The sequence below is a fragment of the Rhizobium sp. BR 314 genome (assembly GCF_047445805.1).
In the GTDB taxonomy this organism is placed as follows: domain Bacteria; phylum Pseudomonadota; class Alphaproteobacteria; order Rhizobiales; family Rhizobiaceae; genus Rhizobium; species Rhizobium lusitanum_B.
On the sequence record NZ_JARWLA010000006.1, the window covers coordinates 151,673 to 174,773 of the forward strand.

21 protein-coding genes are annotated in these 23,101 nt (G+C 59.4%); 17 read left to right on the forward strand and 4 right to left on the reverse strand.

Annotated features, from left to right (window positions below):
- The first annotated feature begins 78 nt into the window (after window positions 1–78).
- From QD461_RS10930 to QD461_RS10970, 9 genes are all read left to right on the forward strand, one after another.
- Window positions 79–330 carry a hypothetical protein gene (locus QD461_RS10930; protein ID WP_414087781.1) on the forward strand — a complete coding sequence of 84 codons (252 nt, stop codon included), beginning with the start codon at window positions 79–81 and terminating at the stop codon, window positions 328–330.
- Window positions 323–1,375 (forward strand): alpha/beta fold hydrolase, encoded by a 1,053-nt coding sequence (locus QD461_RS10935; RefSeq protein ID WP_414087782.1) that lies wholly within the window; start codon window positions 323–325, stop codon window positions 1,373–1,375. The genes QD461_RS10930 and QD461_RS10935 overlap by 8 nt, the downstream gene beginning before the upstream one ends.
- Window positions 1,376–1,490: 115 nt before the next feature.
- The gene (locus QD461_RS10940; RefSeq protein ID WP_184703289.1) at window positions 1,491–2,231 is read left to right on the forward strand and encodes a response regulator; all 741 of its coding nucleotides are present in this window, start codon (window positions 1,491–1,493) and stop codon (window positions 2,229–2,231) included.
- The gene (locus QD461_RS10945) at window positions 2,228–3,550 is read left to right on the forward strand and encodes a sensor histidine kinase (protein ID WP_414087783.1); all 1,323 of its coding nucleotides are present in this window, start codon (window positions 2,228–2,230) and stop codon (window positions 3,548–3,550) included. Before QD461_RS10940 ends, QD461_RS10945 begins: the two co-directional genes overlap by 4 nt.
- Window positions 3,551–3,739: 189 nt before the next feature.
- Window positions 3,740–4,156, forward strand: coding sequence for an organic hydroperoxide resistance protein (locus QD461_RS10950; RefSeq protein WP_414087784.1), 417 nt, complete (start codon window positions 3,740–3,742; stop codon window positions 4,154–4,156).
- Window positions 4,157–4,469: 313 nt separating this feature from the next.
- Window positions 4,470–5,201 (forward strand): septum site-determining protein MinC, encoded by a 732-nt coding sequence (gene minC / locus QD461_RS10955; protein ID WP_414087785.1) that lies wholly within the window; start codon window positions 4,470–4,472, stop codon window positions 5,199–5,201.
- A gap of 29 nt (window positions 5,202–5,230) precedes the next feature.
- The gene (minD, locus tag QD461_RS10960) at window positions 5,231–6,046 is read left to right on the forward strand and encodes a septum site-determining protein MinD (RefSeq protein ID WP_184703283.1); all 816 of its coding nucleotides are present in this window, start codon (window positions 5,231–5,233) and stop codon (window positions 6,044–6,046) included.
- A complete protein-coding gene (gene minE, locus QD461_RS10965) occupies window positions 6,043–6,303 on the forward strand; it encodes a cell division topological specificity factor MinE (RefSeq protein ID WP_184703282.1) in 261 nt (86 codons plus the stop codon). Before minD ends, minE begins: the two co-directional genes overlap by 4 nt.
- Window positions 6,304–6,608: 305 nt before the next feature.
- Window positions 6,609–7,379: a polysaccharide deacetylase family protein gene (locus QD461_RS10970; protein ID WP_414087786.1), complete on the forward strand. Its 771-nt coding sequence runs from the start codon at window positions 6,609–6,611 to the stop codon at window positions 7,377–7,379.
- A 68-nt stretch (window positions 7,380–7,447) separates the two neighbouring features.
- On the opposite strand, the gene QD461_RS10975 is transcribed toward QD461_RS10970, so the two are convergent.
- A complete protein-coding gene (locus QD461_RS10975; RefSeq protein WP_414087787.1) occupies window positions 7,448–8,050 on the reverse strand; it encodes a TetR/AcrR family transcriptional regulator in 603 nt (200 codons plus the stop codon).
- Window positions 8,051–8,161: 111 nt separating this feature from the next.
- Between QD461_RS10975 and QD461_RS10980 the strand changes: the two genes are divergently transcribed.
- From QD461_RS10980 to QD461_RS10990, 3 genes are all read left to right on the forward strand, one after another.
- Window positions 8,162–8,851: a PspA/IM30 family protein gene (locus QD461_RS10980; RefSeq protein ID WP_414087788.1), complete on the forward strand. Its 690-nt coding sequence runs from the start codon at window positions 8,162–8,164 to the stop codon at window positions 8,849–8,851.
- A 44-nt stretch (window positions 8,852–8,895) separates the two neighbouring features.
- On the forward strand, window positions 8,896–9,177 hold the full coding sequence (locus QD461_RS10985; protein WP_414087789.1) for a YiaA/YiaB family inner membrane protein: 282 nt from the start codon (window positions 8,896–8,898) through the stop codon (window positions 9,175–9,177).
- 89 nt (window positions 9,178–9,266) lie between these two features.
- On the forward strand, window positions 9,267–12,662 hold the full coding sequence (locus tag QD461_RS10990; RefSeq protein WP_414087790.1) for an acyl-[ACP]--phospholipid O-acyltransferase: 3,396 nt from the start codon (window positions 9,267–9,269) through the stop codon (window positions 12,660–12,662).
- A gap of 78 nt (window positions 12,663–12,740) precedes the next feature.
- Here the strand turns inward: QD461_RS10990 and QD461_RS10995 are convergent, their stop codons facing one another.
- Genes QD461_RS10995 through QD461_RS11005 form a run of 3 tightly spaced genes read right to left on the reverse strand, consistent with a single transcriptional unit; the run spans window position 12,741 to window position 15,984 of the window.
- Window positions 12,741–13,754 carry an ATP-binding protein gene (locus QD461_RS10995; RefSeq protein WP_414087791.1) on the reverse strand — a complete coding sequence of 338 codons (1,014 nt, stop codon included), beginning with the start codon at window positions 13,752–13,754 and terminating at the stop codon, window positions 12,741–12,743.
- Window positions 13,754–14,458: a response regulator gene (locus tag QD461_RS11000; RefSeq protein ID WP_414087793.1), complete on the reverse strand. Its 705-nt coding sequence runs from the start codon at window positions 14,456–14,458 to the stop codon at window positions 13,754–13,756. Before QD461_RS11000 ends, QD461_RS10995 begins: the two co-directional genes overlap by 1 nt.
- Window positions 14,459–14,475: 17 nt before the next feature.
- Window positions 14,476–15,984, reverse strand: coding sequence for a DUF4173 domain-containing protein (locus tag QD461_RS11005; RefSeq protein ID WP_414087794.1), 1,509 nt, complete (start codon window positions 15,982–15,984; stop codon window positions 14,476–14,478).
- Window positions 15,985–16,703: 719 nt separating this feature from the next.
- Here QD461_RS11005 and QD461_RS11010 point away from each other — a divergent pair.
- The 5 genes from QD461_RS11010 to QD461_RS11030 all read left to right on the forward strand — a co-directional run bounded on the left by QD461_RS11010 (window position 16,704) and on the right by QD461_RS11030 (window position 23,082).
- A complete protein-coding gene (locus QD461_RS11010; RefSeq protein ID WP_414087795.1) occupies window positions 16,704–18,506 on the forward strand; it encodes a diguanylate cyclase in 1,803 nt (600 codons plus the stop codon).
- A 108-nt stretch (window positions 18,507–18,614) separates the two neighbouring features.
- The gene (locus QD461_RS11015) at window positions 18,615–19,691 is read left to right on the forward strand and encodes a serine hydrolase domain-containing protein (RefSeq protein WP_414087796.1); all 1,077 of its coding nucleotides are present in this window, start codon (window positions 18,615–18,617) and stop codon (window positions 19,689–19,691) included.
- Window positions 19,692–19,695: 4 nt separating this feature from the next.
- Window positions 19,696–20,253, forward strand: a complete 558-nt coding sequence (locus QD461_RS11020; RefSeq protein ID WP_210325502.1) for a GNAT family N-acetyltransferase — start codon at window positions 19,696–19,698, stop codon at window positions 20,251–20,253.
- Between the two features lie 361 nt (window positions 20,254–20,614).
- On the forward strand, window positions 20,615–21,829 hold the full coding sequence (locus tag QD461_RS11025; protein ID WP_414087797.1) for an ROK family transcriptional regulator: 1,215 nt from the start codon (window positions 20,615–20,617) through the stop codon (window positions 21,827–21,829).
- The gene (locus QD461_RS11030; protein WP_414087798.1) at window positions 21,826–23,082 is read left to right on the forward strand and encodes a M20 family metallopeptidase; all 1,257 of its coding nucleotides are present in this window, start codon (window positions 21,826–21,828) and stop codon (window positions 23,080–23,082) included. The genes QD461_RS11025 and QD461_RS11030 overlap by 4 nt, the downstream gene beginning before the upstream one ends.
- Window positions 23,083–23,101 lie beyond the last annotated feature (19 nt).

Genomic DNA, 23,101 nt, shown 5'->3' on the forward strand with positions numbered 1-23,101 from the left:
ACGGCGATGCGCCGTGCCCAGCAGTGACGCTATCTGCCGTCGGCGACGTATCTCGAATGTGTCTGGCGGGAGGGGAGTATGTACCGAAACGTCGATGTCTTGGGGCGCGATACAATGGGATACAAAGTGAGCGATTTCAGCGCGATTTCGCGGCAATACCAGCCGTTCGCGTCGCTGTCCTGTCAGGTGGAGCGGATTGTATCAGACTGTATCGGCGCGCCCCGAAGCTACAAAGGCATTCAAAAGGCCATCGCCAGCGACACATCGGCGATACATGCGACCGGCTTTCTTAAGCTCACGATCCAATTGACAGGAGAGACAGATGTCTGAGGAAATCAACCATACCCGCCGCCGCTTCTTCGGGATTGCCGCCGTTGCCGTCGCAGCCGCCGAATTCGGTCTGCCAGCGCTTGCCGGCGCCGAAGAGGCAAAGCCCGTCGCGTCAGCCTTGCCCACCGTCAAGGCTGGCAGCCGCACGTCCTTCGACGCCCTGAAGCAGATAGATGCGGGTGTGCTTAATGTCGGTTACGCTGAAGCGGGTCCGGCCAATGGCCCGGTCGTGCTGCTGCTGCACGGCTGGCCCTATGATATCTACAGCTTCGTCGATGTCGCTCCGCTTTTGGCTGGTGCCGGCTACCGCGTCATCATCCCCTATCTTCGCGGCTACGGGACCACCCGTTTCCTTTCGAAGGATACACCGCGCAACGGTCAGCAGGCAGCGCTTGCTGCCGACATGATCGCGCTTCTCGATGCGCTGAAGATCGAAAAGGCCGTCATTGCAGGCTACGACTGGGGCGGCCGCACGGCCGATATCATGGCAGCCCTTTGGCCGGAGCGTTGCAAGGCACTGGTCTCGGTCAGCGGCTATCTCATCGGCAGCCAGGAGATCAATCGCAAGCCGCTGCCGCCGAAGGCCGAACTTGCCTGGTGGTACCAGTTCTACTTTGCCACCGAGCGTGGTCGCCTCGGCTACCAGGAAAATCGGCACGATTTCGCAAAGCTGATCTGGCACACCGCCTCGCCGCAATGGGCTTTCGACGACGCCACCTTCAATCGTTCGGCTGCGGCCTTCGACAATCCCGATCATGTCGATATCGTCATTCACAACTACCGCTGGCGCCTGGGTCTCGTCGAAGGTGAGACAAAGTTCGAGGCGCTAGAGAAGAGACTCGCTATGGGACCGGTGATTTCGATCCCGACGATCACCATGGAAGGCGATGCCAACGGCGCGCCTCACCCCGAGCCCTCGGCCTATCGTGGCAAGTTCTCGGGCAAGTACGAGCATCGTACCATCACCGGCGGCATCGGACACAACCTTCCCCAGGAAGCGCCGCAAGCCTTTGCACAGGCTGTGATAGATGTTGATCGTTTCTAGTTCGGCGGTAGTGTGCGAGAAGGCGCCGGCACGAGCTGTCGCCCTTAAGCCGTTGTCGCGATATGTGAATGAATATTCGTAGGCCCTTGCTTACGATGCTGAATGGGAAATCAAGATGGAGCATGTCGACCATATCCTGATCGTGGATGATGATCGGGAAATCCGCGAGCTGGTGTCGAGCTATCTCAAAAAGAACGGTTTGAGGACGACAACAGCTGCCGATGGCCGACAAATGCGCAGTTTTCTCGAGGCCAATTCCGTCGATCTGATCGTGCTCGACGTGATGATGCCCGGTGATGACGGCCTCGTGCTGTGTCGAGAGCTTCGTGCCGGAAAGCACAAGGCGACACCGGTCTTGATGCTGACGGCGCGGGACGATGAAATGGACCGCATTCTCGGCCTGGAAATGGGCGCGGATGATTATCTGGCCAAACCTTTTGCCGCTCGCGAGTTGCTTGCCCGCATCAAGGCAGTGCTCCGGCGAACCCGCATGCTGCCGCCCAACCTGCAGATCAGCGAAGCAGGCCAGTTGCTGGTCTTCGGCGATTGGCGGCTCGACACAGTCGGCCGTCACCTGCTCGACAAGGATGGAACGGAAATTGCGTTGAGCGGAGCCGAATACCGCCTGCTCCGTGTCTTCATCGACCACCCTCAGCGGGTGCTCAATCGCGATCAATTGCTGAACCTCACCCAGGGCCGTGACGCGGATCTCTTCGATCGCTCGATCGACCTGCTTGTCAGCCGCGTTCGCCAGCGCTTGGGCGACGATGCGCGCGAGCCGACCTATATCAAGACGGTTCGCAGCGAGGGATATGTATTCTCCGTCCCCGTCGAAATTGCAGAGCTGCGCCCATGAGCGCAACGACCCTATTGCGTCGGAGCCTGTTGTGGCCTCGCACCTTGCGTTCGCGCATCTTTTTCGTCCTTCTGCTCGGACTTGCTATCGCTTACGGGCTTTCCTTCAGCGTCCTGTACCTGGAGCGCTACATGTCGGCAAAGGCCGTCATGCTCGGCACACTGGAGAGCGACGTTGCGACCTCGATCGCCGTCCTCGACCGTCTGCCAGCCGGCGAAAGAACAAACTTCACCGAATGGCTCAGTCGCGGCAACTACAACTTCGAATTGGGAACGGGTCTGCCAGGCGTGCCTGACACGTCTGCTCGCAGTACCGAGATAGCCGCGAAGATAGAGGACGCAGTCGGCCATCGTTTCCCCATCCATGTGGAAGCGATACCCGGCCCGGTCCCTCACCTGCAGGCGCATCTGAATTTGAGCGATGGCAGTCCGTTGACGATCGACATCATGCCGAAGGGCATCATGCCCATTGCTGACTGGTTGCCTTATGTCTTCGTCGTGCAGATGCTGGTGATCGTCCTGTGCACCTGGTTTGCGGTCCGACTGGTGATCCGCCCGCTTGCCGATTTTGCTGCCGCAGCCGACGCGCTCGATCCCAACAAGAAGGGGCCGGCGCTTGGCGATAGCGGACCGAGCGAGGTGGCGAATGCCGCCAGGGCCTTCAACGCCATGCGTGACCGGATCGCCCATTATCTCGAAGAGCGCGTGCAGATTCTCGCCGCCATTTCCCATGATCTGCAGACGCCGATCACCCGCATGCGCTTGCGCGCCGACATTGCCGACGATTCTCCGGAAAAGACCAAGCTGCTGCAGGACTTGGGTGAGATCGAGCGTCTGGTGCAGGATGGGATCGCCTATGCCCGTAGCGCACACAGCAACGGCGAGAAGAGCTCGCGCATCGATCTTGCCTCCTTCATCGAGAGCATCTGCTACGACTATCAGGACACGGGGAAATCCGTCGAGATTCTGGGCCTGATTCAGGGAACGGTTGCGACGAAGCCGCATGCGCTTCGTCGTATCCTCACCAACTTCATCGACAATGCTATCAAGTTTGCAGGCGCAGCCGAAATCGCCGTGGAGCGCCGAGAGGCAGGCCAGGTTGCCGTAACCGTGCTGGATCGCGGGCCGGGCATTCCGCAAGATCAAATCGAGGCGGCCATGCAACCTTTCTTCCGGCTCGAACAGTCGCGTAACCGCAATACCGGCGGCACCGGGCTCGGGCTGGCGATTGCCCAGCAGCTGGCGCAGACGCTCGGCGGCTCCGTCAGGCTTTATAATCGCGACGGCGGCGGCCTTGCCGCCGAAATCGTGATTTCCTGATCGGCCTCTTCGAAAGATTTTCGGGCGATTTGTAAGCATTTGTATCCGGCTTGTTGGAGCCAACGTTTTGTAACACTTCCGGCGATTCCGGAAACATGCCGGATACGTCGATCCATCAAAAACAACTCCGTCAACAGACGTTGCCCCTCTCGACAACACAAGCCGGGCGACGCAACAAAGGAGTGTTCCATGACCAAGATCGACAAGGTTCTTTATACTGGCAGAACCCACACCATCGGCGGCCGCGACGGTTCGGCCCTCAGCGATGACGGCCAGCTCGAAGTCAAGCTTTCGCCTCCGGGCAGTGCCCATGCCGGCACCAATCCCGAACAGCTCTTCGCTGCCGGCTGGTCGGCATGCTTCATCGGTGCCATGGGCCTTGCCGCCGGCAAGCGAAAGATCAAGCTTCCGGCTGATCTTGCCGTCGACGCCGAAGTCGATCTCGGCACCACGGAAGGCGCCTATTTCCTTCAGGCACGCCTTACCATCAGCATGCCCGGCATCGAGCCTGAACTTGCACGCACGCTGATCGAAGAAGCTCATCAGACTTGCCCTTATTCGAAGGCGACCCGCGGCAACATCAATGTCGAACTGAAGCTCGCCTGAGAATCATCTCCAAAATCAGGTTGCGCGCCGCCGCCGAAAGCGCGGCGCGCAGAATCGTTAATTTTTCTGCATCGAATAGCCTGTGCCGCATGTCGTGTCTTGCCGTTGGAGGATCTCATGAGACTGATCATTCTTCTCCTTGTAGGGGCTGCGCTTTTTGCCGCTCCATGCGTCTACGACGCCAGTTCCAACGAGCCTTCGGCGCTTACGAGCCTCGCTGTTTTGTGGGGCGGTTAAGGCCTGAATGGAGCCTCGCGTTAACCACTTGTTAACCATATTAGCGGTACATGAGGTCAACGATTTATTTACACAGATGACCAAAGTGCTAACAGACGCTCGCTCGATCCGTATCAAGGGCCGCTCCTTTCTTGCGGTCATGCTTTCGCCAGATCTGCCGCTGGATCAGTGGCTGGTCAGGCTTGACGATCTCGCAGCCCGCTCGGCCGGCTTCTTTCTGGGGCGGCCGGTCGTGCTCGACATCACCGATCTGCCGATCGATAAAGCGCAGCTCAAGGAGCTGATCGCAGAGCTTTCGGCCCGCAATGTCAGCATCATGGGCATCGAGGGCGGTCGTCCGTCGATCGCCGGGCCAGGCATGCCGCCGATATTGAAGGGTGGGCGTCCGGCAGCCGATTTCGAGGTCACCGAGGCGGAGCCTGTGGTAGAGCGTCGTAACAGCGAGCCGAAGGCGCCGCCTCCGGAGATCCGGCCGGTTACGCAGTCGCTGATTATCCGCGAGCCTGTGCGTTCGGGCCAGTCGGTGATCTTTCCCGAGGGGGATGTTACCGTGATCGGTTCGGTGGCATCCGGCGCGGAAGTCATCGCCGGCGGCTCAGTCCATATCTATGGCGCCCTGCGTGGCCGCGCCATGGCGGGCTCGATCGGCAATGCCTCGGCGCGAATCTTTTGTCGCAAGCTCGAAGCCGAGCTTCTGGCGATCGATGGAATTTACAAAATGGCAGAAGACATATCACCCAGCCTCAGGGGGCAGCCTGTCCAGCTCTGGCTGGATGGTGAAACGATCATGGCTGAAAAACTAATCTGAGCCGAAGCCGGCCAAAACAGGAGAGCGAGATGGGCAAGGTAATCGTCGTCACATCGGGCAAGGGCGGAGTTGGAAAGACAACTTCGACAGCCGCATTGGGGGCGGCTCTGGCACAGAGAAATGAGAAGGTCGTCGTTGTCGATTTCGACGTCGGTCTGCGCAATCTCGATCTGGTCATGGGTGCGGAACGCCGCGTCGTTTACGACCTGGTCAACGTCATTCACGGCGACGCGAAACTGCCGCAGGCGCTGATCCGCGACAAGCGGCTGGAGACGCTCTTCCTCCTGCCGGCTTCGCAGACCCGCGACAAGGACAATCTCACCCCCGAGGGTGTCGAGCGCGTCATCAACGAGCTCAAGAACTATTTCGACTGGGTCATCTGCGACAGCCCGGCCGGTATCGAGCGCGGCGCAACGCTTGCGATGCGCCATGCCGACGTTGCCGTCGTTGTCACCAATCCGGAAGTCTCCTCGGTGCGTGATTCCGACCGCATCATCGGCCTGCTCGATTCGAAGACGCTGAAGGCTGAGCGCGGCGAGCGCATGGAAAAGCATCTTCTGCTAACCCGCTTCGACGCCGGCCGCGCCGAGCGTGGCGACATGCTGAAGGTCGATGACGTACTGGAAATTCTCTCCATTCCGCTGCTCGGTATCATTCCGGAGAGCACGGACGTCCTGCGCGCCTCCAACCTTGGCTCGCCGGTCACGCTTGCCGACGCACGCTGCGCGCCGTCGGTCGCCTATTTCGAAGCCGCACGCCGTCTCGCCGGCGAGCAGCTGCCGGTCACTATCCCCGGCGAGAAGCGGGGCATCTTCGGCAAGATCTTCGCAAGGAGGGCCGCATGAGCATTTTTGGACTGTTTCGTAAGCATAGATCTGCACCGATGGCGCGCGAGCGTCTGCAGATCCTTCTTGCCCACGAACGCGCCTCCGTGGGCTCGGATCTCGTATCCGTGCTGAGAGAGGAAATCCTCGCCGTCATCGCCAAGCATGTCCAGGTCGACCGCGACAAGGTACAGGTGAAGATGGATCGCGACAAGGACGTCTCCATGCTGGAGATCGATGTCGAAATCCCGCGCGATGCGGCTTTGAAGGCCGCATGACGGGAACTAGGCGCCATTTGGCAGCGCGCCGGATGCCACTAATCGTTTCATGTGGCTGACGAGCGAGATTTTTGTAAATCGCCCTTGCAAAATGGGTGATTCGCGCTTATCTCACGGACATCACCTGTATCGATGGCCTGCCGTGCTGACATTTCTGTGTCGCGCCGGTGTTCGCTGTCCGGGTAAAGAAGCAAGGGCGCTCCCCAGAAGTGGGTCGAGCGCCCTTTGCTTTTTCAAGTGCTTTTCTTGTCTGGGGCGATGTGCCAGTTTGCTGGAATCATTTGGGGAACATCAGGCTTGTACAGATGAATCGTCTATGGAATGCGCTGTTCGGATCGGCGCTTGCGGGCGCGATGCTTGCTGCATGCGCTGTCGGCGCTTCGGCGGCAGATAGGACGATCTTTCTGACGTTTGAGGACGGCCCGTTGCCGGGCACGAAAAACGTCCTTTCCGTATTGAGCCAGGAGAATGTTCCCGCCGCTATGTTCATGGTCGGCTTGCATGTCGAGACCATCCCCAATGGTCGGGACTTGCTGGCCGAAGCCAAGTCGATGTCGCTGGTGACGGTCGGGAACCATAGCTACAACCACGCCAACAATCGCTACAGGCGATTCTATGCCAACACCAAAGCTGTCGTCGCCGATATGCTGCATGCTAATCAGGTTCTCGGGCTGACGCCGATCGTGCATGCGCGGTTGCCTGGCAGGGATGTCTTTCGGCTTCCGACAGTGTCGAGGGAAGACCTGTCCATCAATGTCGCGCAGTGGGAGCGCGAGTGGCTGGACTACGAACTCGTCGCCGAGGCCGGCTTCTATCTCTATGGCTGGGATTTCGAATGGGTGCATAGCGACGACGGCAAGCCGGTGCAATCGGTGGACCGTCTGGTGAGCGAGATCGATCATCTGTTTCAGTATGGTCGCTTTGCACAACCCGGCAAGATGATCCTGCTCATGCATGATGAGATGTTTCAGGATCAGTTCGATGGGCAGGGGAAGCTGCAATCTCTCATCCAGAAACTGAAGCAGCGCGGTTATGCGTTCGGCGATATCCGAAGCTATGCGCCGTCAAATCCCTGACTATTCTAACCTGCTGTTTCCTCACGCATTACGGACGAAAGTCACTCCGCACCTTTCTCGGAATTACTCTAGCGCGCGGCAGCACCTGCTGCGACGGTGACGATGAAATCGTCGAGTTCCTGTTCCAGGCTCTCAATCGGCAGGCCGACGAAGCGCCCTTCGAGGCTTATGCTGACGATCCCGTGCACCGCTCCGAACAGGGTTCTTGCGCGAATGGCGCGCGCCGTCTCGTACATATCAGGCTGCAGCTCGGCCAGCGGTTCGGCGATCACGCCCATGAGGAACATATGTTCTTCGAGATGCCATTCGGGGCTTGGGCGACCGGCCGGCGGCTGATGGTCGAAGAGCGATTTCCATAGATTGCGATGGCTGACCGCGAAATGAAGGTAACCGCGCGCGAGATTGCGCAGCCTGTCGGTCGGCGTGCGATCCTTGGCCTCCGCCAGAGCAAGAGACGCCTCGAGAACTTTCAGGGTTGCTGAGTTGACGTGAATGACCAGGTCGTCGAGATCCGTAAAGACTGTATAGAGACCCCCAAGCGAGCAGCCCACATCCTGGGTGACATCGCGTGCCCGCAGATTGGCGAGGCCATCGGATATGATGCGATTGCGTGCCGCCTCGATCAGCCGGAGCTTCAGGTCCTCACGTTTTTCCTGTGTTTTTCTAGCCATCGCGCACTCCAATCTACTTTTTTGAACGTTGTTCAAAATAATTCTTGAACAACGTTCACGGTTCTGCCATACATCGTTTCGTGAACATCGTTCATAAACGGGAGACGACAAATGTTCAATTCAATTCTGACGCTGATCCGCGGTAGAGCCCATGAGGCGGAGCAGGCATTCATCGATCGCAATGCCGTGCCTCTGCTTGCGCAGCAGATCCGCGACGCAGCCCTCGGTATTCAGTCGGCACGGCGCGCAGTGGCAATCGCCGTTGCTCAGAATGAGCAGGAAAAGAGCCATTACTCAGCCATCCTCAGCCGCATTGCCGATCTTGAAACGCGCGCAGTTGCCGCGCTTCAGAAGGGAAGCGATGAGCTTGCCCGTGAAGCGGCGGAGGCGATCGCACAGCTCGAAGCCGAGCGTGATGCTTCCGAAAAAGCGCAGACACAATTCACCCAGACGATCGGCAGGTTGAAGGCAATGGTTCGCGCATCGGAAGCGCGACTGCAAGAATTGCAGCGCGGCGAACGTTTGGCGCGGGCAACCCAGCAAACACAGAAGTTGAGCGTTGCCTGCGACGACAATTCGGGCCTTGCGAGCCTGGACGAAGCCGAGGAGACGCTTGCTCGCCTTCAAGCCTACCAGAACCGTTGCGAAGTCGCCGCCTCCATCATGAAAGAAATGGACGCTTCAAGCCGGCAGGCAAGCATTATCGAAAAGCTTGCCAATGCAGGCTTTGGCGCACCGCTCGGTCCGTCAGCCGACGACGTACTGACCCGCCTTCGCCAGCGCATGAATTCCGTAGCCTGAAACCGAACACATCGAACATATCAGATCATTGAGAGGGTAAGATCATGAACGACAGCTTCCAGAAACATTCCCAGGCCTGGGTCAGCTTCTCCTATATTTCCTTCGCCGCCGCCGCATTCATGCTGCTTGTTGGTCTCTACATGATGCCGATCGACCTTTGGGGCAAAGGCTATCTTGCCATGGGTATCCTGATGCTGGTGCAGACGACCGTCAATGTTACTAAGACGGTTCGAGACAATTCCGAGGCCGACAAGCTGATCCGCAAGGTGGAGGATGCCCGCACGGAGAAGCTCCTGGTTAAGTTCAATCGTGACGGTCAGGACTAAACTTTATTAACCGCGCCACAGGGTTGTATCTGCGCTCAACCTTTGCGTAACAACTCTGTGGCGTCTTGTTGGCAAACGAGGGGTACGCCATGCAAAAGCACCTGATGAGATCGAGGAAGTTCGCGCCGCTGTTCTGGACGCAGTTCCTTACTGCCTTCAACGATAATTTCCTCAAGCAGACTCTGGTTTTCGTCATTCTCGCGCAGATGGCGACCGCAGGCGCGGCTCTGGTAACGCTTGCCGGTGGTATCTTCATCGTGCCGTTCCTGCTGCTCTCGGCGATCGCCGGCGAGCTTGCCGACAAATACGACAAGGCCAAACTGGCGGAGCTCTTGAAGCGCTGCGAACTTGGAGTAGCCGCGATTTCCGTCGTCGGCATCGCCTTCTCTTCCATCTGGATCCTGATGCTGGCGCTCTTCGGCTTCGGCGTCATTTCCTCGCTCTTCGGGCCGATCAAATACGGTATCCTGCCGGATCATCTGGCGAACCGTGATCTCCCCAAGGCCAATGCCTGGATCGAGGGCGGCACCTTCATCGCCATCTTGACCGGTACCATGGTCGCCGCGGTCGCCTTCCGTGAGGGCGAGAATGTCTGGATCTTCGGACCGATGATGATGGGGCTTTCCGTCCTCTGCTGGTTTGCAGCCCGCATGATCCCTTCTACCGGCTCCAAGGCGCCCGATCTCGCCATCGACACCAATGTCGTGCGTTCCAGCTACAGGCTGGTCAACGAGCTGCGCGCCGACAGCCGCATCTGGCGTGCCTCGCTGATGAACTGCTGGTTCTGGTTCGTCGGCGCCTTCATCATGTCGATGCTGCCGGTCATGGTCACCGATATTCTCGGCGGCTCGGAAATCGTCGTTCCGGCCTACCTCGCGATCTTCGCCATTTCAGTCGCCATCGGCTCGGCCATCGCCGGATGGATGGCGGCCGGCCGCATTGTACTCTTGCCGGCTCCTGTAGGAATGCTGATCGTTGCGCTCTTCGGCGTCGATCTCGCCTGGAACCTGTGGGGGTTGCAGTCGACGAGCCATGCCGAGACTATACTCGGCTTCTTCGCTGGGCCAAAGACCGTTCGTGTCGCCATCGATCTCGCCGGCATGGCGATCGGCGGTGCTTTCCTCGCTGTCCCGACCTTCTCGGCCATGCAGAGCTGGGCGAATGAAGATCGCCGCGCCCGCGTCATCGGAGCATCGAATGTCCTGTCGGCCCTCTTCATCGCGGTGGGTCTGGCACTTGTGGCCGTCCTGCAGGCCGTCGGTCTATCGATCCCGGTCATCATTCTCAGCATCTCCGCGCTCAATGTTGCCATCGCCTGGCTCATGCTGGAGATGCTGCCGACCAATGCCTTCCGCGATCTCATCTCCATCATCTTCCGCGCGTTCATGCGATTGGAAGTGGAAGGCCTGGAAAACATCCGCAAGGCAGGCCCCGCGCCGATCATCGCGCTCAACCATGTGAGCCTGCTCGACGGCGCCCTGGCACTTGCCATCACCGAGGAGGAACCCGTCTTTGCGATCGATTATTCCTTCGCCAAGAAATGGTGGGTGCGGCCGTTGCTGAAGAAATGCAAGTTCCTGCCGCTCGACCCGACGAAGCCGATGGCAACGCGCTCGCTGATCAAGGTCATCCAGGACGGCAGTCCGGTCGGTATCTTCCCAGAGGGTCGATTGACCGTGACGGGCACGTTGATGAAAGTTTACGATGGTGCCGCCATGGTGGCCGACAAGACGGGGACGATGATCGTACCGGTGCGCATCGACGGCTTGGAAAAGAGCTACGCCTCCTATCTGACGTCGAGTCATGTCCGCCGCCGCCTCTTTCCCAAGGTTAAGGTGACAATCCTTGAGCCCGTCAAGCTCGAGGTTCCGGCCGAGCTCAAGGGTCGCAAGCGGCGCATCGCCGCCGGTGCCGCGCTCTATCAGATCATGTCGGCGCTGATGTTCCGCACTGCCGACATCGACAACACGGTCCTCGGCCGCGTTATCGAAAGCGCCCACGAATATGGCGGCAAGAAGCTTGCCGTCGAGGATCCGATTGCCGGTAAGCTGTCCTATGCCAAGCTTCTGACCGGCGCTGCGGTGCTCGGTGCGAAGTTCCGGAAAATGTTCCCGAAGGAAAAGACGCTCGGCGTCATGTTGCCGAACGCCAACGGCACCGCCGCAACCGTCCTCGGTGTCATGTCGGCGGGCAAGGTTCCGGCCATGCTAAACTTCACAGCCGGTGCTGCCAATATCCTGTCTGCCTGCCGGACGGCGGAGGTAAAGCACGTTCTGTCCTCGCGCGCCTTCATAACGCAGGCAAAGCTTGGCCCGGTGGTCGATGAACTCGAAAAGCAGGTGACGTTCGTCTGGCTGGATGAGCTGCGCACGCAGGTCACCTTCCTCGACAAGATCGTCGGTCTCCTGCGCAAGTATCGGCCGCTGGTTAAGCGCAATGCCGATGATCCGGCCGTCATCCTCTTCACCTCCGGTTCGGAGGGGGCGCCGAAAGGCGTGGTGCTGAGCCACCGCAATATCCTGTCGAACGCAGCCCAGGCCGCTTCGCGCATCGATTTCCACCCCGGCGACAAGGTGTTTAACATACTGCCGATGTTCCACTCCTTTGGCCTGACGGCGGGCACGATTTTGCCGCTGGTCTCGGGCGTCCCGGTCTTTTTCTATCCGTCTCCGCTGCACTATCGCATTGTGCCGGAGCTGATCTATGTCTCGAATGCCACCATCGTTTTCGGCACGGACACGTTCCTGAACGGCTATGCGCGCAGTGCCCATCCCTACGACCTGAGGTCGATCCGCTACATCTTCTCGGGCGCCGAGCCGGTGAAGGCCTCGACCCGCGAGGTCTATATGGAGAAATTCGGCCTGCGTATCCTCGAAGGCTACGGCGTGACCGAAGCTGCGCCGGTGATATCGCTGAATACACCGATGTATAATCGCTCCGGAACAGTCGGAAAGATCATGCCGGGCATGGAGTGGAAGCTCGAGCCGGTTCAGGGTATCGACGAAGGCGGCCGTCTTTTCATCCGCGGCGCCAACGTCATGTCCGGCTACCTGCGTGCCGACAATCCTGGCGTCCTCGAACCGCTGCCGGAAGGCTGGCACGATACCGGCGACATCGTTACCATCGATGAGGATGGCTTCGTCAAGATCCGTGGCCGTGCCAAACGGTTTGCCAAGATCGGCGGCGAAATGGTCTCGCTTGCAGCGGTGGAAACGCTAGCCGCACAGCTTTGGCCGGGTGCGCTCAGCGTCGTCTCCTCGGTGCCTGACGCCAAGAAGGGGGAACGCCTCATCCTCTTGACCGATGCCCCGAATGCGACGCGAAGCGATTTTCTGGCCTTCGCCAAGTCGAAGGGGGCCACGGAAATGATGGTCCCAGCCGAAGTGTCAGTAGGCAAGGTGCCGGTTCTCGGCTCCGGCAAGGTAGATTTCGTGACGGCCCGCGCCATGGCGCTTCAAGGCCTTTCAGAGCAACAGGCGGCGTAAGCCTCATCACCTAGCAGAAGGGGCCGGTCGGTAGTTCAAGCAACCGACCGGCCCTTGCCGTTAAGGCTTGACCCCAAGTTAGGAGGCCGGCGGCAGCGTAATCTGAAAAATCGTGCCGTCCTGGCTGCTGTCCAGCAGCTCAATGCTGCCGCCATGCGAAGCGAGCATCGCCCGGACGATGCCAAGACCCATGCCGGTGCCGCCATCCTCTCGCCGGGTCGAGAAAAAGGGCTCGAAGATGCGTTCGCGATTACCGTCGGCAATGCCGCGACCATTGTCGCGAATTCGAACCGTCATTCTGCGTCCATCACCGCTCGCGTCGATCACAAAACTGTTGGCGCCGTTTTGAAAGGCATTCTCCGCCAGATTGGCGAAAACAATGCCTGCCGCCTCGCCGGGGAGGGCTAGCCTCTCCTCACCGCATTCGTCATCGCTGATGGCCAACTGGCGAAATTGCTTCTTGAGTTGGACGACGATGTCCCCGACGCTGCTGGCCCCCTGTTCGGAAGGCAGCTCGGCTTTCGCCAGGTCCCGAAGACGCGACAGCAGTGTGTCCAGCCGCTCCGCATCGGCGATGATATTGGCGAGAAAGCGGTTGCGCTGCTCCTGGCTCATTGGGTTGCCCTCATCATCGTCGCGCAGCAGCTCCGCCGCGCCCTTGATCGAGGTGAGGGGGGATTTCAGTTCATGCGAGACATGTGCCGCGAAGGTGCGGACATGATCGGAATGATCGACCAGCTTGCCAGCAAGGTCGAGAAAACTCTGTGACAGCGTCGCGACTTCCCGCGTGCCATAATTGTCGAGCGGCCGGATCGCAGCTCTGCCGCCTCGGGCGATTTCGTCGGTTCTGGCGATCAGGGCATTGATCGGCACCGTCAGCGTGCGCGTCAGCACGTAGGCGACTGTGAGTGTGAGAATCAGAACGACGGCAAGTGTGGCGATTTCAGCAGGCGCCATCGCGCCGGAAGCGGCCCGCACTGCACGAAACCAGACGACGGTCAGGACCGGCAATGTCATCACGGTGAGAAGCACCGCATAGACGATAAGGTAAAGCGGCGGCCGCCACTTAGTCTTTACCCGTGGCGGGCGCATCACGCACTTCCTTCCGTATTTGAGGTCAGCTTGAAGCCGATACCGTGCACCGTAGCGATGATGCCCTGGCCGCCGGCGGCGGAAAGCTTGGCGCGAATATTACGGATATGGCTATCGATGGTGCGGTCCGCGACCTGCATGTCGGCACCATAGGCCGCCTCCATCAACTGATCGCGGCTGAAAACGATCTCGGGGCGCGACAGAAGCGTGTCGAGGATAGCAAATTCGAGTGCGGTCAAGGTAAGCGGCATATCGGCGTAACTCGCGGTGCGGCCGCCTCGGTGAAGCCGCAGCGATCCCACGGAGACAGAACCGGTGCTCATATGAGGCTCCGAACCGTGGCCACTGCGCTTCAGGATGGTCTTGACCCGGGCGACCAGTTCGCGCGGGCTGAATGGCTTGGTGACGTAGTCGTCGCCGCCGATCTCGAGACCCAGGATCCGATCGATTTCCTCGTCGCGCGCCGACAGGAACAGGATTGGAAGATCGGATGTCTTACGAATGCGTCGGCAGACCTCTAGTCCATCCATGTCAGGCATGCCGATGTCGAGCACGATCAGATCGAGGCCTCCGCGATGAAAGGCCATCATGGCCTCGGTGCCGTTGCGGGCCGTCGTCGTTGCCATGCCGGCGCGATCGAGCGCGAAGCAGATCACGTCACGAATATTGGGTTCGTCGTCGACGACGAGGATGCGCTGGGCCATGCGATAGAGGTCCTGGTTTACCCGTCCGTTTTCTTCGTTTCGGCTTCATCTTGCAAGAGTTGCATCTTCTTGAGGTAGGCATCGAGGCGCTCGACCCGATATGTCCAGCTTCGCCAGTCATGTGAGTGTTCGAAATGGCGCCAGACAAGCTCTTCGCGTATCCTGCGGACGGTTGTGTCAGCAGGCAGCGATACCAGGTAGGTATCGAGGGCAGGTATGCTCGCCGGGCCGAGCGCCGCGAGATAGTTGGCGTCGAGAGGGATGCCTGCACCCGATACCTCGCGGCTGTGGGCGACATTGAAGCGGGCGATGAACGCAGGGATGTCGATCAGTGCGGCGGCATAGAGCGTGATGGCCAGCGTCGCGGAAGTAAGCGCGATCAGCCATTCATTGGAGCGATGCAGCAGAATGCGCAGGAGGATAAGAAAGAGGCCGATTGCCACAAGCCCCATCCAAATGCCGGCGGCAACGCGCAACTCCGTCAGCGAATAGACTTCGACATAAAGATCTAGCCGCAGAATGGAGGAGAAGCACAGCATAATATTCTGTGCGATCCACAGATGCACCAGGCCACGCAGGAGTGCACTTCCGGCGCCAGGCCCGTTCCGGCGCATCGCCACGAGCACGAAGGCTGCGGCGAGAAGCGCAGTTATCATCAGCGGATAGGCGCCGCGATGGGTGTATTCGGCATGGCTCATGCCATCGGGCAGGTTTGCTCCTCCCCAAAGATAGGCAAGATCGAGCAGTGTCTCCACGGCAAACAAGGCGTTGAAGACGACGAGCGAGCGCAGCAGTGCAGTACGACCGAAAACTTCGTCTTCGAGTGGGAGGGATTTGGTCGCTATCTTGTCGCGGCGAGCATGGTGCCGCTTCAGGCGCGGGCGAAGCAAAAGGGATAGCAATGCAGCGGCGAGGAGCCAGAAGCCGACGCGCCAGACACTGAACAACTGCGATAGGAACGTGAGGTCGATGCTGCGCAGCGTCTTGTCGATCAGAGGATTGGCCATGGCAAAGAGAGCGAGGAAACCGGCGGCAAAACCCAGCGGTACGATCCAGCCGCGCAGATGATGCCAGACAGTTTGCGACGATGGCTTCCGCGATCTTTGCAGCCAACGATAGCTCGAATGCCGAAAGGGTCGCATCGGTGCCTCCAGAAAGAGGCGGAGCAGGCCGAGCGGTAGGTGACTCCACTGTCTAGGAATAAGCCCGGCGGCACCGAGCGACACGCAGGAAAGGCCGAGCAGGCTGACAGCGATACCCATCCAGGATGCGGTTTCGACAAGGGGAACCGACACGACAAGGCTGAACGCGACACCCGCTAAAATTCTTGGAATGGACAATCGCCTGCGAGAGCATATCAGAAGACCGACGGTGACGAGATTGGTGAAAAGGAAGAGGTTGAGGCCCGGATCCCGATCGAAAAGCAGGATATCGGCCAGTATGATGAGAAGGATCAGTAGGAGAGGTTTGCGATTGGAGTTGCTTGCGGGTTTCGTCGAAAAAGTAGGCGCATCCGAGAGGCTCATCAGCATCGGCTCCGTGTTGTTCGTTCGGCGGCGACAAAGGGGATGATTTGAGCTTCTCGAACAGGCAGCTCAGTTTGAAGGGGGTGATCGTCTACCAGCCACCAGCTTTCCCGGAGAAGACTGGTAGGCAGGCGGACGGGCGGGTTGGAGATTTCTTCGGGCGCTTTGTTCATGCCGCCATCGTGGTGCGCGTCTTTGCAGAAAACGTGCAGACAGCGAGGAGCAATTCAGGAAATTGCACGCAGCGTTGAAGTTGTGTTGGTAGCATCGCCTGTGCCACCAGCAATATGGACAATAATTGCGGAGGACGAATTCAATCATGGCGGAGATTGATTTCGGACCCGCGAGGGCGGTGCCTCGAAATGGGGCAGTCACTTGTGGAAGTTAAGTTCGCATTTGCCAATTTGCGGTCCACTTCTGGATTGCCGGTCTGAAAATCGATTTGTTGACCGCGCTGTCGTACGCACCCCTGACGACAGCCGGGAGTCCCGGAGCTAGCCATCGGCCGGAGCCGGGATTCTCGTCAGTAGAACGCAATGACGATGCCAGGGTGCAGCGCATGGCGACCGGTCGGCATAAGAAGAGTTGTTTCAAATTGCCCTAATGGCTCTCCCATATGGCTTAATTGCCTTTATCCCTAGAAATGGATGTCTTAACTGGGGGATCAGCAAAGCAGGTGATTGAGGCATCCAAGAGCCAGTCGCAAGGGAAGTCGGCAGATGAGAATTACGACAATTACGAATTGGGCCTACGGCATTACCGTCGTCCTGACCGTGCTGTCCGCTGTGGCTTTCATTCTGTCGGCTCGAAGTGCAACACAGGAGCGACAGGCGGTCGAGCAGCACCTTTTGTTGAGCAGCATGGGTGAAGAGCTAGCGCTTGGCGCGGAAGAGACCACGGACGAAGCGCGCCTCTATGTCATGCGCGGCGAGACGCGGCATCTCGACGCCTTCACCGTCGATGAGGGCGAAGAGCGCCGGCGCGATGCCGCAATTAACAAGCTGCGTGGCCTTGGCATTCCCGATGGCGAGTTGCAGATCGTCGAAGAGGCCGTCGGCGACGCTGAGGCCCTGGACAAAATTGAAGAAGCGGCGGTTGCGACCTATCGCGGCGGTAATCAGGCGGGTGCACGGGACATGCTGTTCGGCCCGGAGCATGAGCGTCTTCAGACGGCGCTCCTCAACGATGTCAGTCAGTTCCGTTCCTTGGCGACGGCGCGCACTGAGGCCGCGGTCCACAGCGCTCAGGCGCGTAGTAACTTTTGGGGCGATGCGGCCAAGATCATACTTGCCTTGACGGCGGTGATATTTCTCGGCGTGCTTTATTTCATTCTTCGGCGCAGGGTTGCGCTGCCTCTGGTCCAGATGACGGGTGTCGTCAATCGGCTGGCGCGGCAAGACTATGCCGTCGAGCTTCCCACCGAACGCCGGCGCGACGAGATCGGCGAGATGAACGATGCGATCCAGATTTTCCGGGAGAATGGTCTCGAACGAAACAGGCTGGACGCCGAGCGGAAACGTGATCTGCAGACAAAGGACCTCATCCTGCAGATGATGCACCGCCTGCAGGCCTGCTACGCTCAGAATGAGCTGACGGAGGTAGTGGCGCTGTTCGTGCCGCAGATCTTCCCGGGTATTGCCGGCTGCCTCTATACGATGAACGAAAGCAAGTCGGCGCTGACCGAGGTTAGCCGATGGCTGGACCCGATACACACGCAGCCCTCGTTCCCAGCGACGGCCTGCTGGGGGCTGCGCCGCGGACGCCCGCATGTGAGCCATGTTGCCGACAACGATATTGCCTGCCAGCATCTGGACGAGTCCGGAGTGCCTGGTCTTTGTGTTCCCTTGACCGCGCTCGGCGAGGCGATCGGGCTTCTCTATTTCGAAGATCGGACGGAGGATGCGACGGCCGTCGATGCGCCGCAGCTCTATCTTGAGCTGATCGCCGAAAATATCGGCCTCGCTATCGCCAATCTGCAGCTGCGTGACAAGCTTGTAAATCTTGCCGTGCGCGACGCGCTGACCGGCCTGTTCAATCGTCGCTCCCTGGATGAAGCCCTGAACAATCTTCACAGGGATCAGTCCGCGCGAACGGTTGTCTGCATGATGATCGACATCGATCATTTCAAGCGCTTCAACGACGAGTTCGGCCATGACGCCGGTGATGAGGTTTTGCGTCATGTCGCGCAGATCGTTTCCGACACCGTCGGCGATGTCGGCACGGTCTATCGGTTTGGCGGCGAGGAACTCACGGTCATTGCGACCGACATTGCGGATGAAAGGGGCTTCGATATTGCCGAGAAGCTCCGCATGAGCGTCTTCACGACTCCCTTCTCCTATCGCGGTCGCATCGTCGGCCCACTTTCGATCTCCGTCGGCGTCGCTTCGTCTCCGGTTTCTGGACCAACGACGACACTGATCAATCGTGCCGACGGCGCCCTGCTGCAGGCCAAGTTGAGTGGGCGCAACAAAACGGTCGCCGCGTTTGCCATGGCGGCCGAGGGAGAGTTGAAACGGGGATAGGGCAGGTTTGCAGAGCTGCGATTGACAAAAGAAACCGGTTTTGTCGCCTTGCTGGATGCGCGCTTCGATTGTAGGCTGCAAGAGGTTGCATAGCGGAGGCGCGAATTCATGACCGGAATACAGGGTAGTTCACGTTCAGCGCCATATAGCGAAACCTTGCAGGCCTTGGGCTTCGATCCCGCGCTTGGGCGCAAGTTTGCGGCTGGTATCGAAGCTGGCCTATTGCGTGATTTGCATGTGGTGGTAGCCGCCCGTTCCGGGCAGACATTCTTGGAATATTACGGCACTGGCCCTGATGAAAACTGGGGGACCTCTCTCGGGGACGTGGCCTTTGACGCCGATACGCTGCACGATCTTCGCTCCGTGACGAAGAGTGTCACCGGCCTGCTTTACGGCATAGCCTTGGACAGGGGATTGGTCCCTTCCCTGGATGCCTCGCTATATGAGCAGTTTCCGGAATATGGCGATCTGGCCAAGGATCCCGCTCGCGCCGGGATTACCATCAACCATGCGCTGACGATGACGCTCGGGATGGAGTGGGATGAGAGCCGCCCCTATTACGACCCGCTGAACAGCGAACTTGCGATGGAGAATGCACCGGATCGCTATCGTTTCGTTCTCGAGCGCTCAATCATTGCGGAGCCTGGGACCCGCTGGATTTACTCCGGCGGCAGCGTTGCTCTGATCGGCGCCATTATCGAGAGGGGTACCGGCAAGCGATTGCCAGACTTCGCGCAAGAGGTTCTTTTCGCGCCGCTCGATATTGCGAAATTTCACTGGTCGGCCGGACATGACGGGGTCGCGTCGGCGGCATCCGGATTGCGCCTGACCGCTCCCGATCTGCTGAAGATCGGCACACTTTTTGTCCAGAAGGGTGCCTGGAACGGCCAGAGAATTGTCTCGGAAGATTGGGTCGCGCAATCGCTCGCGCCGGCAATATTATCGACCGAGGATGGTTTGGGCTACGGAAGGCTATGGTTCTCCGGGGATGCTCCGGCGCCGGCATTTGCTGATCCGCGTCCCTGGTATGCAGGTTTCGGAAATGGCGGACAGAGGCTCTGGCTGATGCCCGATGCCGGGATCGCCGCGGTCATCTACTCCGGCAAGTATAATTTCTGGGATGCCTGGATTACGCCGACGCGGGTCTGGCGGGAGATCATCCTTGCCAACTTCCTGGAGGCTTAAAGGAATGAGGATAGCTGCGCCGGACCGCGAATTCCCGGCACTCATAACCGAGCGGCTGCGGCTTCGCGAGCCAAGCATGGATGATAGAGACAGCTTCCACGCATTGATTTCGATTTCGGAAGTCACGCGCTTCTCGAACTGGTACGATGCGCCGACAAAGGCGCAAATCGACCGGACCTTGAAATGGATGTGTCAAATCTTCCCCAAGGGAACGGGATGTACCTGGTTTATCGAGGATCGGGGTGCCGGTGACCTGCTTGGGGCTATCCGTTTCAACCGATTTGACCGGCGTGCGAGCTGTGCCGAGCTCGGATACGAACTGCATCCTGCGGCTTGGGGTAAAGGGCTGATGAGCGAGGCGGCGCAGGCGGTCGTTCAATGCGGCTTCGACTATTTTTCACTGAACCGGATCGAGGCCTGGACGCTACCCGGAAACGGGGGATCCGATCGGGTTCTCGAAAAGGCGGGATTCCGCTATGAGGGCACGCTTCGCCAGAAGGCGCGGTTCAAAGGCGCCTTCCATGATTTCCGCATGTTCGGCTGTTTAGCCGGCGATCGGTAACTACCTTCCCAACCATATGTCTATCTGTTTCTTCTGCCAGGAGCGCGGCGCAAGAACGGTCGCGGGGCGTGCGATCAAGCAATCGGTCGAGCGGGGCTGAAGATGCGCTCAGGCTGACCGGTTCCTGAGCGACATCGCGAATGCGTTCGCTTTTCCGCCGGCAAAATCAGCACCTCCGATATTCGAAGCCACTGGCGCCATCCGCCTAGGCTCGGGCCGGCCTTATTCAAAACCCGCTGCACGGCAGCTCGCACAGTCAGCGCTTTATAACCCGATTGCGTTTTTCAGGACATCACGGTTCTTGACTCAGTTCTTTCGTCGTGATTTAGTTCGGTGATAGAACGAATTAATTGAGGACGTCGTGAGCGATACCCAGCGCATCTCCAGAAAGTTCTCCCAGCGTGCTGTCATGGAAGCGATCGTCCAAGGTGGGCCGATTTCGCGCGCTTCGATTGCCAAGCAGACGGACCTGTCCAAGCAGACGATCTCCGAGATTGTCCGTCAGCTTGAGCTGGAAGGCTGGATTAGAGAGACCGGTCGAACGTCAGGCCATATCGGCCGTACCGCCGTGACCTACGAGCTCATTCCAGATGCGGCTTACATCGCGGCCGTCGATCTTGGCGGCACCAAGGTGCGGGTCGCAATCGCCGATCTTGCCTGCCACGTCTTTGCCGAGGAGGTCGCGCCTACCGATCGCAGAGGTGGCCAGTTCGTCGTTGATCAGATTGCAGCGCTCTGCTGGCAGGCCGCCGCTGCTCAGAATATTCCCCGCGAAAAAATCCGCATGGCCGTGGTTGGTGCGCCCGGTGCGCCCGAGCAGTCGACCGGCCGCATCCTCATGGCGCCGAACATTCCCGGCATTCAGGATATGGATGTCGCGTCGGCGCTCGAGAAGGCGCTCGGTTTCGATGTCACCCTTGAAAATGACGTCAATCTTTGCGTCATCGGCGAGAACTGGCTGGGTCAGGGGCAGGGGATCGACAATCTCGCCTACATCGCAGTCGGCACCGGTATCGGCGGCGGGCTGATGGTCAATGGCCAACTCGTGCGTGGCGTTGGCAATGCCGCCGGCGAACTGGGCTTCTTGCCTTTCGGCGCAGATCCATTTGATCCGGAATCCTTGCGTACGGGTGCCTACGAGCGCGTTGTGGCCTCGTTCGGCATCATCGAGCGCTATCGCAGGCTGGTCGGCGAGGCAGCAACAGTTCCGGAGATCTTCGAAAAGGCTGCGGCCGGCGACGAAAAGGCGGCCACGGTGCTCGATGAGACGGCCAGACTTCTTGCGCAGGGCGTCGCGGCGATCGCSGCGATCGCCAATCCGCAGAAGGTCATTCTCGGCGGCTCAATCGGTCTGCGCGAGGAACTGGTCGTGCGGGTGCGGAAGTTCCTGCCGCAATGCTTTCCCTATCCGGTCGAGGTCGAGACAAGCGTGCTCGGCGCACGTGCGGCAATCGTCGGGGCGACTGCGATCGGGTTGAGCCATCTGCACAATGCACTTTTTGGCGCCGACGCGCCCGACAGCCGGATGTCTTTGCCGCCGGCCGAAACAGTGTCCTTCAAGGAGGCCGTGCGATGATTGCTGATGACATCACCGAACAACTTGCCGCGGCGCTTGACCGTGACGATGCGATCGCGCTGCTGCGCGCCGCAATCGGTCGTGAGAGCATTACCGGTAATGAAGCCAATTTCGTCTCGTTGCTCCACGCTGAGATGCAGTCGCGCGGGATCGAGAATGTGCGTGTGGCCGAGTTTCTCCCCGGCCGGCCGAATGTCTGGGGCGAGCGTAAGGGCGCTGGTGGCGGCAAGCGGCTGCAGTTTATCGGTCATACCGACACGGTGCATGTCGACGGATGGCGGGAGCACTGGGCCGGCACTGAGCGCGAGAATCCGTTCGGTGCGCATGTTATCGATGGACAGATATGGGGACGCGGCTCGGGCGACCTCAAAGCCGGCATCTGCACATCGCTCGCGGCTCTGTCGCTCCTCGACAAAGCCGGCATCAGGCTGAAGGGCGATCTTGGTTTCGCCTATGTCGGCGACGAGGAAAGCGGCCAGCCCGGCACGGGCATTTCCGCTGGCGTGAAGGATTATGTCGCTCGCATTGAGGCCGGTGAAGTCGCCAGGCCAGATTTCGTCGTCTACACCGAGCCGACCCGTCTTGCCGTCTATCCCGCCCAGATCGGCTTTTTCATCGCCGACATTACCATAACAGGCAAATCGGCCTATTTCGGCGTACCGGAGCTTGGCAAGGATGCGCTGAAGGCAAGCCATGCCGTCATGTCGGCGCTATGGAAGCATTCCGATGAAATTGCAGCGCGTGCAGAACATCCGCTGATCGGGCGCGGCTTCCTGCTGATTACCGGGCTTACCGGTGGCGGTTTCATCGCGGTGCCCGAGGAGTGCACGCTGTCGCTCATTCGCAAGTTGCTTCCCGGAGAATCGCTCGGTGATGCCGCGCAGGAGGTGGAAGCGGTTATTCGCGGTGCAATCGGCGCCCCCGATATCAAGGTGGCGATCTCCTATCCGGCCGGCCGCGATCACGAAGTGGGCGGTTCGGCGGCAGAGATCGATCCGGATCTGCCCGCAGTATCGATGCTCTGCGCCTCAGTTGCCAAGGCGATGGCGGGCCGCGGCGAACTGAAGGGCGCTCCGTTTTGGTCTGAAACGCCCTTTTTCGTCAATCGGCTGAACATTCCGGCTGTCTATTGCGCGCCGGGTGACATCCGCAACTGCCATACATTCGAGGAACATGTCGAGATCGATGAATACCTCGCCGGAATAGTCGCCTTTGCCAGCTTCATGGCGCGCTATTGCGGCGTGGCGGAATAAAAAGTGCAGAACCAACAAA